This window comes from Pseudoclavibacter sp. Marseille-Q434 (assembly GCF_050315415.1).
Lineage (GTDB): Bacteria > Actinomycetota > Actinomycetes > Actinomycetales > Microbacteriaceae > Pseudoclavibacter.
On the sequence record NZ_JBNPQH010000004.1, the window covers coordinates 384,839 to 399,988 of the forward strand.

A 15,150-nucleotide genomic window follows, 5' to 3' on the forward strand; every position below is an offset into this window, starting at 1 on the left:
TACTCCTCAGGCGCTGGCGGGGGCGTTTCAGGCGTTAGCGGGGGCGTTCCTGGTGGTGCTGGTGACGGGCTTCTCGAACGCGAAGACGGGCAGGTCGAATTCGGGGATGCGTCGCTCGCCGCCTTGGAAGCCGGAGGCGCGGTAGAGGGCGACCGCCTCGGGCTGCCGTGACCCGGTGGTGAGGAAGATGTGGGTGTAGCCGAGCTCGGCTGCGGCGTTGTCGAGTTCGCGGAGCACCTGCTGGGCGAGTCCGCGGCGGCGGTGCGAGTCTCGCGTCCACATGCGCTTCACTTCGGCAGTGGTGGCGTTGTAGCGGCGGATCGCGCCGGCGGCGACGAGGAGGTCGCCGTCGAGGATGCCGATGAATGCCCCGTCCGGGGCGAGGAAGTCGCTGACTGGGTGGGCGCCGATGTCGTCGTTGTAGAACTCGCGGTACCTGGTGCGGTACTCCTCGTCGAGGGCGTCGAGCACTTCGACGACCTCGGTGGAGGCGATGTCGAGGCGGCGTGCGGTGAGCGCGGATGTCATGCGCACATGGTGCGCCGCATCCCGGCTTCTCGCTCCGGGATTGGCTGTCCGGTGACGCCGTGTTTCGCCCGGCGAAGCACGGTGTCGTCTCGTGTACCCGTCTTGCGGCGCCTGCTTCCGGCCTGGTTCCTGCGTTCCTACGCTGACGCAAGAGGTTTCGTCATGGCGACGAAGGACCGCGACGAACGAGAGGGCAGCACATGAGCATTTCCGTCCGCACCGATGGCGGTCCCTCGATGGCCATGCGCCTGCAGAGGCTGTTCTCGCAGCTCTTCGTGTCAGAACGCTCGGGTGTGGGCGAGCAGAGGCTCCTCCTGCGCGGCGTCGGCATCGAAGAGGTGTAGACGAGATCGGCATGTGCGTCGGCCCGCGTCAGAATGGCGGCGGATCGTTGCTCGGGTCTCGTTCCATCTGAGGTCCGGATGGCCCCCCGGATGTGGTCGCGGTCGAGGGGTCGGCCGTGGATGGGGCTTTGCTCTGCGCGTTGATTTCGGCTGTCGGCACGAACCGAACGCCCTGCCGCTCCGGCTTGTCGGCCAGGACTGTTCCTCCTGGCGTCTTCCACTCGAGGACTCCGCCTTCGAGCTGGTCGACTGACCACGGTGTGGCGTGGCGCATGACGTGGTGGAAGACGCAGAGGTGTTCGAGGTTCCCGAGGCAGGTTTTCCCACCGTGCTGCCATTCCTGGGTGTGGTCGATCTGGCAGGCACGTGCTGGGAGGCGGCAGCCCGGGAAACGGCAGTGGACGTCGCGGGCTGCCAGGAATCTCCGCATGGCCGCGGTCGGCGTGTACGTGTCGACGGCCAGTACGGTCCCGGTTATGGGGTGTGTAAGAATCCTCGTGAACATCGGTGCCAGTGCGGCCAAGCGCTTGGCTTCGTCGATCGGCACGGGTGAGAGGCCGTCGAGGAGCGCCGGGGGACGGCCGGGTTCGCGTTGGTCGGCGAGCAGGGTTGTTGCTGGGATGACCAGGTTCACCGTCGCCTGGACGCCATTGGCTGCGGTTGTCGAGGTGGGGTCGCCCGTGAGGAGCTGGTCGCAGACGAGGTCGGCGCTGACTTCTCCAAGTGTTCGCTCGTCGGGTTCTGACTCTGGAAGTTCGCCGGCGGCAGCGGCGGCCTTCTCGGCCTTGGCGCGTGCCCGCAGGACACGCGTCGCCTGCTTGCGGACTCTGTCGCGAACGGCGGTGAGCAGGAGGAGCGACCCTCCGACGTGCAGCACTCCGTGACCATCGCCCGCGTCGGTCACAGAGACGAAGCCCTTCATGCGCGTCTTCCGGCGCCGCTCCGCGAGTGGGATCTGCGTGAGTTCCTCCGCGATGCGAGCGGTGATGCGCCTGAGTGCCGCCTCCGTGAGGATCTGTCCACTCACCTGGTCGAGAGCGATCTCGACGTAGCGGGCGCGGAGCGAAGCCTGCTCGGATTCCACTTCGTGGGAGATGAGAAGCCCTGACGAGACGATGGCGTCGAGATGGTGGCCGGAGATGCGTCCGTCTGCCACTGCATCCACTGCGGCGGGGAACTCCCGGACGGCGTTCCACGACCCGGCGAGCTGCCGGATCACGAGACTGTGCTTCGCCTGCACTTCGAACGAGATCTCCGCCGAGATCGATCGGACGTGCATGCCCATCTCGGGGTGGCCGTCGGCAATGTCGAGGAGGTAGCCGAAGTTGTACGCGCGAGCCTGGAGCAGGATCGCCTCAGCGTCGATAGCGCGCCTGGCTGACTCGATGCGGGCGGTCTCGGACAGGATCGCAGCGCGTTCGGCGGCGACGGAAGCTGGGTCGTTGACGTCGAAACGCCACCGCTCCTCGAAGCTCGCTGCCGGCTGGTACATGGGTCAACCCTAGCAGAAGTAGAATCTATTTACTAGGAATGAGCAGTAACTTTCTGCACCAGGTTTCGAGGTCTGCACCGCTCCGACGACAGATCGAGGGGGACTCGCGCCCGTTAGGGGAGCTGGCGCGCCACGAACCCGAGCGCGGCCGCCGTGTCGACGATCTCGGGCACGGATTCGCGCGGCACGACGACCAGCGGGTAGGCGTCGCTGTCCTCCTCGAGGAACACGAGCGCGAGACCGGCGGGCGCAAGCAGCGCGTCCGCAGCTGCGGATGCGGTTGGCACATCCCCGTCCACGTCTCCGATCTCATCGGTGTCGAGCCCGATGCGGACGACTCGAGGCACGCCGGCGAGGGCATCCGCGAGTTCCATTGCGGTGTCGTCGGCGTGGAGATACGCGAGGGCGCCACAGTCATCGAGCGCGTCGATGAGGGCGCCCCAGGCCTCGTCGGCGCCGTCGTCCTCCTCGACGCCGCTCTCGTCGGTGTCCGCCTGGTGGTCGTGGTCACCGTGACCCTTTTCGTGGTCATCGTCGGCCCCGCCGTGCAGCGCCTCCTGGACGCTCGGCCAGATCTCCGGGTCGTCATCGATCAGCGTGCAGAGGCGTTCCCAGGCGGTGTAGTCAGTCACGGCCCCGAGGCTACCCGCCGAAGCGTCACGTCCTACGCGCCCGCGACGGCCGCGATGAGTCCATCCACGTCGCCGTCGGTGGTGTCCCAGGAGCAGAGGAAGCGCACGAGGCCGGTGGAGGCGTCCCAGGTGTGGAACGCGTAGCGCTCGCTGACGCGCTCGGCGACCTCGCCCGGCAGGATGGCGAAGACGCCGTTTGCCTGGCGGGGGAGGGGCACCGAGCAGCCGTCGATAGCGGCGATGCCGGCGGCGAGGCGAGCGGCCATGGCGTTCGCGTGCTCGGCGTTCTCGCGCCACAGCTCGCCGCCGAACAGCGCGAGCAGCTGCGCTGAGACGAAGCGCATCTTCGAGGACAGCTGCAGGTCGATCTTCCGCGCTTCTTCGACGCCGTACACGGCCTCTGGGTTGACGACGACCACGGCCTCGGCGGCAAGCGCCCCGTTCTTGGTCCCGCCAAGGCTGATGACATCGGCCCCCGCGGTGCTCGAGACCTCGCCGAGCGTGCAGCCGAAGTGTGCGGCGGCGTTCGAGAGGCGTGCGCCGTCCACGTGCAGCCACATGCCGTTTGCGTGGGCGGCATCGGCCAGGGCGCGGACCTCGTCCGGCGAGTATGCAGTGCCGACCTCGGTCGCCTGGCTGATGCTCACGGCGAGCGGGGTCGCGCGGTGCACGTCGCGCCGAACCGCCGCAGCGCGCTCGACGTCGGCGGGGGTGAGCCTCCCGTCCGGGGTCTCGACGGTCAGCAGCTTGACCCCGCCGACCCGCTCTGGTGCCGCGTTCTCGTCGGTGTTGATGTGCGCGGATGCTGGGCACACGACTCCGCCCCAGCGTGGGACCATCGACTGCAGCGCGACGACGTTGGCGCCCGAGCCGTTGAAGACCGGCAGGCCGATGGCTGCCTCTCCGAAGAGCTCGCGACACAGGTTCTGGAACGCCGTCGAGTACGGGTCGGCCCCGTACGCGCCGACGTGCCCGCCGTTCGCGGTGACCAGCGCATCCAGCACCTGCGGGTGGGCGCCCGCGGCGTTGTCGCTCGTGAACGTGCGGATGCTGGGGTCGTGCAGCTGCGAAATCACCGATCCATTCTCGCGCACGCCACGGGTCAATGAAAACTCATGTGTTCGCGTCTACCCTCGGTATATGAGCAACGCCGAGGCGAACCCCATCGAGGCGCGGCTGCAGGACGCCTACGAGACCGGCCAGGTCATCGCGGGCATCGAGCTGCTGCTGCCCCGCGAGGTGCCGCTCGGCGGACCCCGCTCGCTGCCCGTCCTGCGCTCGGTCCCCAACAAGTACCGCCACTTCATCGGGGCGTGGTGCTTCATCGACCACTACGGCCCGGTCGACCTGCCGTCGGATGGCGGGATGGACGTCGCCCCGCACCCGCACACGGGCCTGCAGACGGTGAGCTGGCTGTTCTCCGGCGAGGTGCTGCACCGCGACTCGATCGGCAGCGTCCACGAGGTCGCGCCCGGTGGCGTCAACGTGATGACGGCGGGCCAGGGGATCGCGCACTCCGAGGTCTCGCCGACACGTTCGACCCGTGCGCCGGTGCTCCACGGGGTGCAGCTCTGGGTCGCGCTGCCCGCCGAGCGTCGCGGCATGGCGCCCGCCTTCGCGGGTCTGGACCGGTGTCCGTCGACGCAGCTCGAGGCGTCGACGGGAGTGGACGGGCGCGTCGAGGCGACCGTTTTCATGGGGGAGTACGCCGGTCTGCGCTCCGACGCCCCGAGCTTCTCGCCGCTCGTGGGGGTCGAGCTCGCGTTCCCGGGCTGCTCGGAAGCGGAACTCGCACTGGATCCGGCCTTCGAGCACGGTGTGCTGGCATGCTCGCCTGGCATCACGGTCGACGACGTGGAACTTCCCGTGGGCGCCGTCGGCTACCTGCCCGCCGGGACGGGACGTAGCGTCGTGGGTGCGGCGGAGGGCGGACGCGCGCTGCTGCTCGGAGGCGTGCCCTTCGAGGAAGAGATCGTCATGTTCTGGAACTTCGTCGGCTCCTCGCACGAGGACGTCGCGGCGGCGCGAACAGAGTGGGAAGCGACCAGGGCGTCGCTGTCAGCGGATGCGCGCTTCGGCGCCGTCGACAGCCACGACGGGAGGACACTCGCTTCCCCGGCCCTCCCGACCGTGCGCCTCAAACCCCGCGGTCGAACCCGCGACGCCTGACGCGCACGGCCCGAGAACTCGGCCTCAGCCCGCCCCGGCCCCGCCCCAGCCCCGGCCCGGCAAGGCCTCAACGATCGCGATCCTCCGCGTCGACGACGGGAATCGCATTCGTGAACACCGATGCCCGCTCCTGGGCCTCGACGCTTCCCGTGAAGAGCCCAGAACCTCCCGCACTCGTGTCATCGCTGCGGGTGTCTTCGTCCTGAGACGCACGGGATGCAGCGTCACCTGGAACCGTGGGCTCGGTGATGAGCACCCGCTGCACCGGCAGTGCCGACGGCATGGTGCGCTGCAGCCAGGTGACCATGGCCTCGCGCACGAAGCACCGGAGGTCGAACAGGGTCGGCGCATCCACCGCCGTCACGAGGATGCGTATGCGGACGAGCCCACCCGTGGCCTCGGTCACCTGGAGCACCTGGGCGCGGCCATCCCAGAGGTCGGTCTGCGTGAGCACCTCCGCGAGGCGCTCGCGCATGAGGGCTGGAGAGACCCGCCAGTCGACGTCGAGCTCGACCGAGCCGAGCAGCTCACTGCCCTGCCTCGTCCAGTTCTGGAACGGCTGCGTCGTGAAGTAGGTGCACGGCAGCACGAGACGCCGGTCGTCCCAGAGGTCCACAACCACGTAGCTCAGCGTGATCTCGCCGATCCGGCCCCACTCGTCCTCGACCACCACGACGTCGTCGACCCGCAGGGCCTCGCTGAACACGAGCTGCAGGCCGGCGAAGATGTTCGCGAGCACCGACTGCGCAGCGAGTCCCGCGACGACCGACGCGATGCCGGCCGAGGCGAGGAGGCTGGCGCCGACGGTGCGCACTGCGGGGAACGTCAGGAGGATCGCCCCCAACGCGATGATCACGATGACGGCGACCGCCAGGCGTCGCAGGATCAGGGTCTGGGTGCGGATGCGACGAGCGACCCGGTTGTTCGCCACGTCGATGCGATTGCGGCCGAGCGTGATGTCGGTCGAGAAGGCGACGAGGCCGGCCATGAGCCAGGCGCCAGCGGCGATGACGCAGATCGTCAGCGCGTGGTAGATCACCTCGCGCCAGGAGCCCTCGCCGGAGGCGGGGAACGCCACTGCGACGGCGATCCACAGCGCGATGATGAGCACGACGACGCGGAAGGGGCGCCGCGTGTGCCGCACAAGCGGTTCGGGCCAGCGCATTCGCTTCGCGACCAGGCGGATGATGAGGGCGACGGCAGCGGTCAGGGCGACCGCGGCCGCGACGGCGACAGCGAGTGAGATGGCAAAAGCGAGCCAGGGATCGAGCACGTTCCTCCTTGGGGAGTGGAGGTCCCTCTTCGGGCCCGCGGAAGCAGGCGGCGCGGAGGGCTGGAGCAACCCACGCTAGTGATCGAGTCTCCGTGCTCCCTGGCTTGCGACCAGAAAGGGAGGCGCCAGCGCGTCAGCCTCGCCGCTCTGCGTCCGAGCGCTCCCGCCACCGGATGAGGAACCTCCGGTCGAAGGAGGGCGCGCAACGCAGGCAAGACACGAGTCTGCCGTTGGTCGGGCGACGGAACCTCAGCACTTCGTGCCCGTTCGGACAGGTGCCGACCCACTTGGCGAACTCGGACGCAACTTCACCGTCGTGCGTGCGCCCGCCGACGTAGCCGAGCTCATCCGCGATGCGCTTCCATTCCGGCCCGTGCCCCGCCTTGTGGCCGGCGACCGCGTGGGCGACCTCGTGCAGGAGCGTCTGGTGCACGGTGTCGTCGTCGTACCTCGCCGACAGGTACCGCGAGACCGTGATGCGCTTGTCTCGGAAGTTGCAGGCGCCCGCGCGCTTCTTCGCGTGGTCGAAGCCGAAGCTCCAGCTGTCGTCGAGGTGCATGCGGATGAGGGCTTCCGCCCACACCTGCACCTTGGCCAGGTCGGCCACCGCGCCGCTTAGGAGTCGATCGAGGTGATCGGTTCGCTCAGTTCCGAGGAGGGCTCCTCGTCGCCCTCGAGGATCGCCCGGGTCACGCGGATCGCGAACTTCGACGACTGCAGCTGGTCGGCAGCCACGCCGCGTGCGAGGCGCAGCTCGTGGGCCCGCTCGAAGTCGACGAGCGCCTCCGTGTACTCGCGCTGCTCGAAGCGCACCTTGCCGCGGTGCTGCAGCGCGAACGCGGCCAGTTCGTCCCACTCATGGGTGAGCGCCTCGTCGACGCAGCCGGTCAGGTCCTGGAGTGCGACGTCGTGCTTGCCCTGGAACTGCTGCACCTGCGCCTTGCGGACACGTGCCGCGAGGGCGTCCTCGCGGGCGCCGGTGAAGCGCGACTGGCGGTACGCGGTCTGCGCCGTGTCGAACGCCTCGTCGAGGCGGCCGAGCATGCGAAGCAGCGCGACCTTCTCGTTCAGCGCGGTGAGGGATCGCAGCACGGCGATCTCCGCGAGGCGAGCCTCCGCGGCGTCGACGTCGATGCGCTCGCGGAGGGTCTCCGGGTCGTAGCCGAGGATGATGGGAGCGTCTGACACCCCAGCAGGTTAGTCGCAGCGGCGGCGGTTTGGGCGCATCCCTCGCCGGGTTGTGGACAGCGGATCCGATCAGGTGTCGGCGGGGTTCACCAGCCGCCCTGTCTGCGCTCGCGGAAGAGGCTCTTCCCTGGCAGGGGCGACGCTGTCGCCGATGCGTCCCTGGCCGGCTCGGCGCCGCGGGTGAACTCGCGCACGGCCTTGCCGCGAACGACGACGGCTGGCGGGAAGCCCGACGCGACGCGTCGCTCGAGTCCGGGCAGCGCGAGTGCATCGGCGGAGCGCGAGGCGACGGCCGCGATGTTGCCGAAACGCCGGCCCTTCAGCATGGCGGGGTCGCCGACGAGCGCGACCTCGCCGAACACCTCGAGCAGCGTCGCGACCTCCGCGCGGGCGAACGCGAGGTCGTGGCCGTCGGCGATGTTCACGAGCACGACTCCGTCGGACTTCAAGAACGGTTCGAGCTCGGCGAAGAACTCCACGCTCGTCACGTGAGCCGGGGTCTGCGCGCCGGAGAAGATGTCGACGACGATCGCGTCGACGGAGCCGAGCAGGCCGCGGGGGAGTCTGCCGAGCTGCTCACGCGCATCCCCGTAGCGGATGCGGATGCTCGCCCCGGCCGGCAGCGGCACGACCTCGCGCACGAAGTCGACGAGCGAGCGCTCGAGCTCGACGACCTGCTGTCGTGAGCGGGGCCGGGTGGCGTCGACGTAGCGGGGGATGGTGAGCGCCCCGGCTCCGAGGTGCAGGGCCGTGATGGCCGCTGATTCGGGGAAGGCGAGGTCGAGGACGTAGCCCATGTGGCGGATGTACCCGAACGAGAGCTCTCTCGGGTCGAGCGGGTTGACGGCCGATTGCGGGGTGCCGTCGACGATCAGGGTCCACTCTTCTCCGTCGCGGGAGAAGCGGGCTTGGGCTCCTGAGTCGAGCTTGACGCTCTGCGGGCTGGAGCTGCTGGGGGTCTTCTCGCTGGCTGACGGCACCTGGCAAGTCAAGCAGAGACACGCTGGGTTCGAGCAAGGGTGGCCTTGTTTGGAATCGTTCAAAACAACTGCCAGCATGGACGCATGGCAACGACAACCGAGCTCGAGGTGGGCGAGCGACACGACGCCGCCTTCTGGCGCTCGGCGCTGCGCGACGCCGGGCTCCGAGTGACGCGCCAGCGCGTGACGGTGCTCGAGCTGCTCGACGCCGACCCGCACGCGTCGGCCGAGCGGATCTTCGCAGCGGCGACCTCGCTTCGCGCTGAGCTCGGCTCGCTCACCCTGCAGGCGGTCTACGGCATCCTCGACGACCTCGGTCGCGCGGGCCTCGTGCGTCGGTTCGACGCGCCCCGCACCGCGGCCCGCTTCGAGACCCGCATCGGCGACAACCACCACCACGCGGTCTGCGACGAGTGCGGGCGCATCGAGGACATCGACTGCTCGGTCGGTGAGGCACCCTGCCTCGTCCCGGACGCGCCGAACGGGTTCGCCGTGCACACGGCAGAAGTCGTCTACCGCGGCGTCTGCGCCGACTGCGCGACACGCTGACCCGTGTCGGCACACCCAGACTCATCCCCAGTTCACAGCCCAGCTGAATCCGAAGAGGAGCGTTATGACTGACTACATCGACCCGACAGTCCCATCCACCGAGACCAACGGCCGTCCCACGGAAAGCGACCGGAACTCCCTGAGCGCAGGCGCAGACGGCCCGCTCATGCTGCACGACGTGCGCCTCGTTGAGACGCTCGCGAGCTTCAACCGCGAGCGTGTGCCGGAGCGCAACCCGCACGCGAAGGGTGCAGGCGCCTTCGGTACCTTCACGGCCACGCACGACGTCTCGCAGTACACGCGCGCCGCCGTCTTCCAGCAGGGCGCCGAGAGCGAGACGCTGCTGCGCTTCTCGACCGTCGCGGGCGAGCAGGGCTCGCCCGACACCTGGCGCGACGTGCGCGGCTTCTCGCTGCGCTTCTACACGAGCGAGGGCAACCTCGACATCGTCGGCAACAACACGCCCGTCTTCTTCCTGCGTGACCCCATGAAGTTCCCGCACTTCATCCGCTCGCAGAAGCGCCTCCCCGACTCGGGCCTGCGCGACAACACCATGCAGTGGGACTTCTGGACCCTCAACCCCGAGACCGCGCACCAGGTCACGTACCTGCTCGGCGACCGCGGCCTGCCGCAGTCGTGGCGCCACATGAACGGATACGGTTCGCACACGTACGCGTGGATCAATGCGGCGGGCGAGCGCTTCTGGGTGAAGTACCACTTCATCTCCGAGCAGGGAGTCGAGGTGCTGTCGAACGACGAGGCAGAGAAGCTCGCGGGCTCCGACGCCGAGTACCACCGCCGCGACCTCTTCGAGGCCATCGGACGGGGCGACTTCCCGCGCTGGAAGCTCAACGTGCAGGTCATGCCGTTCGAGGACGCGAAGACCTACCGCATCAACCCGTTCGACCTCACGAAGGTGTGGCCGCACGCCGACTACCCGCTCATCCCGGTCGGTGACCTCGAACTCAACCGCAACCCGGAGAACTTCTTCGCGCAGATCGAGCAGGCAGCCTTCTCGCCCTCGAACCAGGTGCCTGGCACCGGAATCTCGCCGGACAAGATGCTGCTCGGCCGCGTCTTCGCGTACCCGGACGCCCAGCGCGCCCGCGTCGGCACGAACTACCAGCAGCTCGAGGTGAACCGGCCGAAGAACGCGACCAACTCGTACACGTTCGACGGCAACATGACCGTGTCGCACTCCGGTGCCGCGCCCGTCTACGCTCCGAACTCGTTCGGTCGCCCGTACGCCGACCAGACCGGCCCGGTCGAGAACTCGTGGGAGACCGACGGGGACCTGGTGCGCAGCGCGTACACGCTCCGCGCCGACGACGATGACTTCTCGCAGGCGGGCACACTCGTCCGCGAGGTCTTCACGCAGGAGCAGCGCGACCGTCTCGTGGAGACTGTCGCCGGTGCCCTCGAGACCGTCATCGAGCCCGTCCGCTCGAACGCGTTCCAGTACTGGGTGAACATCGACCCGGAGACCGGTGCTCGCATCCGTGCCGCAGTCGAGGCCAACGCCGTCGACAGCGACCCCGCGCCAGTGGGCGTCGGCCACTAGCCGGAACGGCGCGGGCCGCGGCCCCGCAGACGAGCGTGCCCCCTCGAGTGCTTCACTCGAGGGGGCACGCTCATCTGCGTTCGCGAGGGCGACAGGTGGTCAGGAGGCGCGCCAGTACCCGCAGTTGCGCGACTCGAACGTGCTGTCCTTGGCGTCGATCGTGACGACGATCTCGGCCTGGGTCTTGTCGTACGAAGTCTCGATCCACTCGCCCTTGTCGTCGTAGCGGAACCAGCGGCAGTTGTCGCTCGGCGTCTCGGGCTTGTAGGTGCCCGGCTTGATCTCGTCGCCGACCTTCCAGACGCCGTCGTTGAAGCGCGTGCCGTCATTGCCTGCGGTGACGTTGGCCTCGTAGGTGTTCAGCGAGGTCCTGGCGGACTCCGCGTCCGGGTGCTCAGGGCAGAGGATGAGGGCGGCTTCGAGCTGCGACGACTGCTCGTCCGTCGAGATGCCGGGGGAGATCGCGAAGTAGAACCCCGGGGTCGCGCAGAGCGCGTAGACATCGGCGAGGCGCACGTCGTCGGGTGCCACATCCTTGTCGTCGTCCGTGGCGGCCTGTCCGAGGGCGTCGAGTGCCTTCTGCTCGGTCTCCGAGAACGTGGTCCCGCCGTTCGACTTGCCCGTGCAGCGGGTGACGTCGTCGCCGAGCGCCCAGATCTCGGCAAGGTCGGATGGGGCTTCCGCGAACGTGCGAGTGTCGGCCATCCGGCAGGCGTAGCTGACGGCGAACGCGCCGGGGTCGGACGACTCCGAGGGGGTCGTCTCGCCGGGCGCACCTGGAGTGCTCTCCGAGGTCGAGGTCGTCTCGACCTCTGGCGTCTCGCCGCCGGACATCTGCCCGACGAGCGCGCATCCCGACAGCAGGAACAGGGCGGTCAGCGCGACCGCTGACGTGCGCACGAGCTTCTTCACGAGGTCTCCTTCATGGCGAGGGCATGACACGGCCGAAGGTGGGGCGGGGCGCTTCCTCGCGATCCGATGAAGCCGACCGTGCTGGAAGACACGCTAACGGAACTGGGTGGCTGGGGGTGGATGCGGGGGAGGACTCCCCGCAGGAAGCCGGGAAGCCGACGCCCCATGGGTCGTCCGGGAGACGGCTGAGGGCAGGGGCGCGAATCGCCCCTGCCCTCAGCTGATACGTCTCGGTTGGCTTACGCGTCGCGGCGGCGCGTGAGCGCGAAGCCGCCGAGCGTGAGCGCGGCGAGCCCGGCGAGCATGACGAGGACGAGGTGCTCGGCGCCGGTCGTCGCGAGGGCTTCCCCCGTGCCGCCGGCCGCGGATTCAGGCCCGTTTCCGTGCGCTGCCCCGTCTCCCGGTGCCGTGCTGGCCCCCGGTGTCGTCGTCCCGCCCGGAGTGACGGTGGTCCCGGGGGTCTCCGTCGCGCCGGGGGTCTCCGTTGGCGCGGGTGTCTCGTCCGGGGCGCACGCGATCGAGCCCTGTTTCAGTGCGTCGGCCTTCACGCCGTCTTCGAGCCAGTAGGTGGCGCGTGTGCCGTCGACGCAGGTCTCGTTGGCGGCGATCGCGAAGCCCTCGTTGTTCGTGTCGGGGAGTCCGGCGGGGCGGGCGACGTGCGTCACCGTGTACCCGGCCGTGCCGTCTTCCGCGCCGAAGTGGAACAGTGCGCTCGTGCCGCCGCATCCGTTGTCGCACATTCCCCAGAGCGTCTGCGTGGACTCGTCGTAGTCGAGGGCCATGATGCCGCCGAGGCCGGACTCGAGGGTGGCGACGCGGCTCGCGCTGCCGTCGTCGAAGAGCGCGTAGGCGTAGACGCCTGCGGTCTCCTCGACGGCGACGAAGAACAGGCCGTCGGCGCCCGGGTAGTTCGCCGAGTCGTACGGGGCGCCCGTGTTCTCGTCGAGCAGCCTGCCCTCGAGCTCGCTGTCCGCGATCCACTCGATCGCCTCGATGCCCGTGTTGGCGCCGACCTGCGGCAGGCTCGCCGTGAGGTCCCACTCCGCCGTCGCGACGATGTCAGCGCCAGTCGCGTCGCGCAGGTTGACCTTCAGGATGGTGTTCTTGTTGGTCGACTTCTCGGAGTTGTCACGCTCGGAACCGATGTAGACCGAATCCGGCTGGTCTGCCGAGACCGTGACGCCCTCGGCGTCGGGGCCAGCGGCCGACGGATTGCCCGCATCCGCCTGGAAACGCACTCGCTTGGGCTCCTCCCAGCCTGGTGCGGGGGAGACGCTGCCGTCGGGCGCGACGTCGAGGCGGTAGAGGTTGCCCGTGCCATTGTCAACGGCCCACAGCGTGCTGCCGTCCGGCGAGTACTGGTAGTCGAGGCCCGACATGTCCTCGCCGAGCGTGGTGCCTCCCGCGATGGGGGCGACGTCGGGTGAGCCGGTCCAGGGGTCGGCCTGCGGCGCAGTCGGTCCCGGCGTCTCGACGGGCACATCCGAGCACGCGTTGAGTGCGCCCTTCGTCGACGCGGTCGTCGAGCGGAAGTCGCCGTCGCCGTCGGCGCAGCGCGCCCAGCTCACCTCGACGTGGTCGATCCAGGTCGTCGTGTCGACGATGTTCCCTGATGCGTCGGCGAGCGTCGCGCTGTCACCGCTGCCGAGCCCGAAGCCGAGGAGGCTCTCCTCGTAGACGAAGAACTCGCCGGGCGCGAGCACCGTCGCGGCTGGCGCGGGCGCTGGGGTGTGGCCGGCGTTGTCGTCGACCATCGTCCAGCCGGAGATGTCGACGGTGTCGGCGCCGCGGTTGTAGACCTCGACCCAGTCGCCTGGCGTGCCGCCGTTCGACTCGACCTCGTTGATGACGACGGCGGAGGTCGGTGCGACGCCCGAGAAGCGGTTCTCAGCACCCTTGGTCGGCTCGGAGGTCTCGGTGAATGCCCCGCTGCCGTTCGGGGAACGACCGTAGCTCGTGGCGGCGTGCTGGGTCCAGGAGTGCTCGTCGACGACGGTCGTCCCGTCAGCGGCGAAGAGCATGGCACTGTCGCCGCCACCCAGGCCGAAGGCGAAGTCCGCCTCCTCGACCACGAGGTAGGCACCCGCCTGCAGCGTCGTCCCCTCGGGCAGCAGGAATCGGTGCGTCTCGTCCTCCGGCGAGTTGTCGGTGAGGACATAGCCACTGAGGTCGATGGCGCCGACGCCGGGATTGAACAGCTCCACCCAGTCGCCCGGCTCTCCGCCGGACGACTCGATCTCGTTGAAGACGACGGCGCCGGTCGCGGCCTCGACATCGTTGGCAGCGGCCTTGCTGCTCGCGGTCGTCTGAACGAAGTCGCCGACGCCGTCTGGGAGTCGTGCGTAGCTCACGTCGGCGTGCTGGGCCCACGAGTGGGCGTCCACGAGAACGCCCGCAGCGTCGAAGATCCGCGCCTGATCCTCCTTGCCCAGCCCGAAGCCGAACTGCGTGTCGTCGACGACGAGGTAGGCGCCAGGCTGGATGCTCGTGCCGGCTGCGAAGCGGAAGTCGCGGGTGTCGTCGTTGTCCTTGACGGCCCAGCCCGAGAGGTCGACGGGGGCGTCGCCCGTGTTGACCAGCTCGATCCAGTCGGTCGTGTCGCCGTCGGACTCGACCTCGTTGATGACGACGCCGCTCGCGTGCACCGTGGGGGAGGGGGCTGCGCTGGCCGACATGGGGGCTGCCAGGGCCGCACCTCCGCCGATGATCAAGGCGACAGCAGCCGCCACTGTGGTTCGTTGTGCTTGCACGCACGCGCTCCTCTGCGCTCGGGGGACGAAGCGACGTGCACTCGGGGGTGAGCGCATGCGCCGCGGTCATCGAACCCGGGGCGGGTGCCTCAGCGGTAGCGAGGACCTGAACGGAACAAGAACAAGGCGCGGTCCACGGGTCGCAAGCGAGACGAGGCGAGTGGAGGGGCGGCGCGGGCACGACTGAGGGCAGGGGCTCGAATGCCCCTGCCCTCAGCTGGCACGTCTCGGTTCGCTACGCGCCGCGGCGGCGGATGAGCGCGAAGCCGCCGAGCGTGAGCGCGGCAAGCGCCGCGAGCGTCACGAGGAGGAGGTGCTCGGCACCGGTCGTCGCGAGGGCTTCATCCTTCGTGCCCGACTCCGCTCCGCTCCCTGGCCCGCCATCCGAGGTCGGCTCGGGCGTCGGAGTCGCGCCCTGCGTCTCCGTCGCTGCCGGCGACCCCGTGGGTGCCGGTGTCTCCGTGCCGCCCGGGGTCTCTGAGGGTGGCGTCCCAACGGGGGCGCACGCGATCGAGCCCTGTTTCAGTGCGTCGGCCTTCACGCCGTCTTCGAGCCAGTAGGTGGCGCGTGTGCCGTCGACGCAGGTCTCGTTGGCGGCGATCGCGAGGCCCTCGTTGTTCGTGTCGGGGAGTCCGGCGGGGCGGGCGACGTGCGTCACCGTGTACCCGGCGGAGCCGTCTTCCGCGCCGAAGTGGAACAGTGCGCTCGTGCCGCCGCATCCGTTGTCGCACATTCCCCAGAGCGTCTGCGTGGACTCGTCGTAGTCGAGGGC

The 15,150-nt window shown here is 69.3% G+C and carries 14 protein-coding genes and 1 pseudogene; 4 read left to right on the forward strand and 11 right to left on the reverse strand.

Features of this window, described 5'->3' with window-relative positions:
- Positions 1-27: 27 nt before the first annotated feature.
- Positions 28-528, reverse strand: coding sequence for a GNAT family N-acetyltransferase (locus ACQFZP_RS16360; RefSeq protein WP_249312606.1), 501 nt, complete (start codon positions 526-528; stop codon positions 28-30).
- Between the two features lie 200 nt (positions 529-728).
- Between ACQFZP_RS16360 and ACQFZP_RS16365 the strand changes: the two genes are divergently transcribed.
- Positions 729-872, forward strand: a complete 144-nt coding sequence (locus tag ACQFZP_RS16365) for a hypothetical protein (RefSeq protein WP_249312607.1) — start codon at positions 729-731, stop codon at positions 870-872.
- Positions 873-900: 28 nt separating this feature from the next.
- Here ACQFZP_RS16365 and ACQFZP_RS16370 read toward each other — a convergent pair whose 3' ends face one another.
- The 3 genes from ACQFZP_RS16370 to ACQFZP_RS16380 all read right to left on the reverse strand — a co-directional run bounded on the left by ACQFZP_RS16370 (position 901) and on the right by ACQFZP_RS16380 (position 4,069).
- Positions 901-2,364 carry an HNH endonuclease signature motif containing protein gene (locus ACQFZP_RS16370; protein ID WP_211892079.1) on the reverse strand — a complete coding sequence of 488 codons (1,464 nt, stop codon included), beginning with the start codon at positions 2,362-2,364 and terminating at the stop codon, positions 901-903.
- A 113-nt stretch (positions 2,365-2,477) separates the two neighbouring features.
- A complete protein-coding gene (locus ACQFZP_RS16375; protein WP_211892080.1) occupies positions 2,478-2,996 on the reverse strand; it encodes a DUF6630 family protein in 519 nt (172 codons plus the stop codon).
- A 32-nt stretch (positions 2,997-3,028) separates the two neighbouring features.
- On the reverse strand, positions 3,029-4,069 hold the full coding sequence (locus tag ACQFZP_RS16380) for a threonine aldolase family protein (RefSeq protein ID WP_211892104.1): 1,041 nt from the start codon (positions 4,067-4,069) through the stop codon (positions 3,029-3,031).
- A gap of 67 nt (positions 4,070-4,136) precedes the next feature.
- Between ACQFZP_RS16380 and ACQFZP_RS16385 the strand changes: the two genes are divergently transcribed.
- The gene (locus ACQFZP_RS16385; protein WP_211892081.1) at positions 4,137-5,165 is read left to right on the forward strand and encodes a pirin family protein; all 1,029 of its coding nucleotides are present in this window, start codon (positions 4,137-4,139) and stop codon (positions 5,163-5,165) included.
- A gap of 67 nt (positions 5,166-5,232) precedes the next feature.
- On the opposite strand, the gene ACQFZP_RS16390 is transcribed toward ACQFZP_RS16385, so the two are convergent.
- The 4 genes from ACQFZP_RS16390 to ACQFZP_RS16405 all read right to left on the reverse strand — a co-directional run bounded on the left by ACQFZP_RS16390 (position 5,233) and on the right by ACQFZP_RS16405 (position 8,606).
- Positions 5,233-6,438, reverse strand: coding sequence for a mechanosensitive ion channel family protein (locus tag ACQFZP_RS16390; RefSeq protein WP_211892082.1), 1,206 nt, complete (start codon positions 6,436-6,438; stop codon positions 5,233-5,235).
- A gap of 133 nt (positions 6,439-6,571) precedes the next feature.
- On the reverse strand, positions 6,572-7,045 hold the full coding sequence (locus ACQFZP_RS16395) for a SprT-like domain-containing protein (RefSeq protein ID WP_211892083.1): 474 nt from the start codon (positions 7,043-7,045) through the stop codon (positions 6,572-6,574).
- 8 nt (positions 7,046-7,053) lie between these two features.
- Positions 7,054-7,626: a hypothetical protein gene (locus ACQFZP_RS16400; RefSeq protein ID WP_104254052.1), complete on the reverse strand. Its 573-nt coding sequence runs from the start codon at positions 7,624-7,626 to the stop codon at positions 7,054-7,056.
- 86 nt (positions 7,627-7,712) lie between these two features.
- Positions 7,713-8,606: a spermidine synthase gene (locus ACQFZP_RS16405; RefSeq protein WP_307852941.1), complete on the reverse strand. Its 894-nt coding sequence runs from the start codon at positions 8,604-8,606 to the stop codon at positions 7,713-7,715.
- Between the two features lie 84 nt (positions 8,607-8,690).
- On the opposite strand from ACQFZP_RS16405, the gene ACQFZP_RS16410 reads away from it, so the two are divergent.
- Both ACQFZP_RS16410 and ACQFZP_RS16415 read left to right on the forward strand, forming a co-directional pair.
- On the forward strand, positions 8,691-9,155 hold the full coding sequence (locus ACQFZP_RS16410; RefSeq protein ID WP_104312726.1) for a Fur family transcriptional regulator: 465 nt from the start codon (positions 8,691-8,693) through the stop codon (positions 9,153-9,155).
- 64 nt (positions 9,156-9,219) lie between these two features.
- Positions 9,220-10,716, forward strand: a complete 1,497-nt coding sequence (locus ACQFZP_RS16415) for a catalase (RefSeq protein WP_104312725.1) — start codon at positions 9,220-9,222, stop codon at positions 10,714-10,716.
- 99 nt (positions 10,717-10,815) lie between these two features.
- On the opposite strand, the gene ACQFZP_RS16420 is transcribed toward ACQFZP_RS16415, so the two are convergent.
- From ACQFZP_RS16420 to ACQFZP_RS16430, 3 genes and pseudogenes are all read right to left on the reverse strand, one after another.
- A complete protein-coding gene (locus ACQFZP_RS16420; protein ID WP_104312724.1) occupies positions 10,816-11,628 on the reverse strand; it encodes a hypothetical protein in 813 nt (270 codons plus the stop codon).
- Between the two features lie 239 nt (positions 11,629-11,867).
- Positions 11,868-14,378 (reverse strand): lamin tail domain-containing protein, encoded by a 2,511-nt coding sequence (locus ACQFZP_RS16425; protein ID WP_211892085.1) that lies wholly within the window; start codon positions 14,376-14,378, stop codon positions 11,868-11,870.
- Positions 14,379-14,613: 235 nt separating this feature from the next.
- Positions 14,614-15,150 (reverse strand): annotated as a pseudogene (locus ACQFZP_RS16430) (hypothetical protein); the annotation flags it as partial.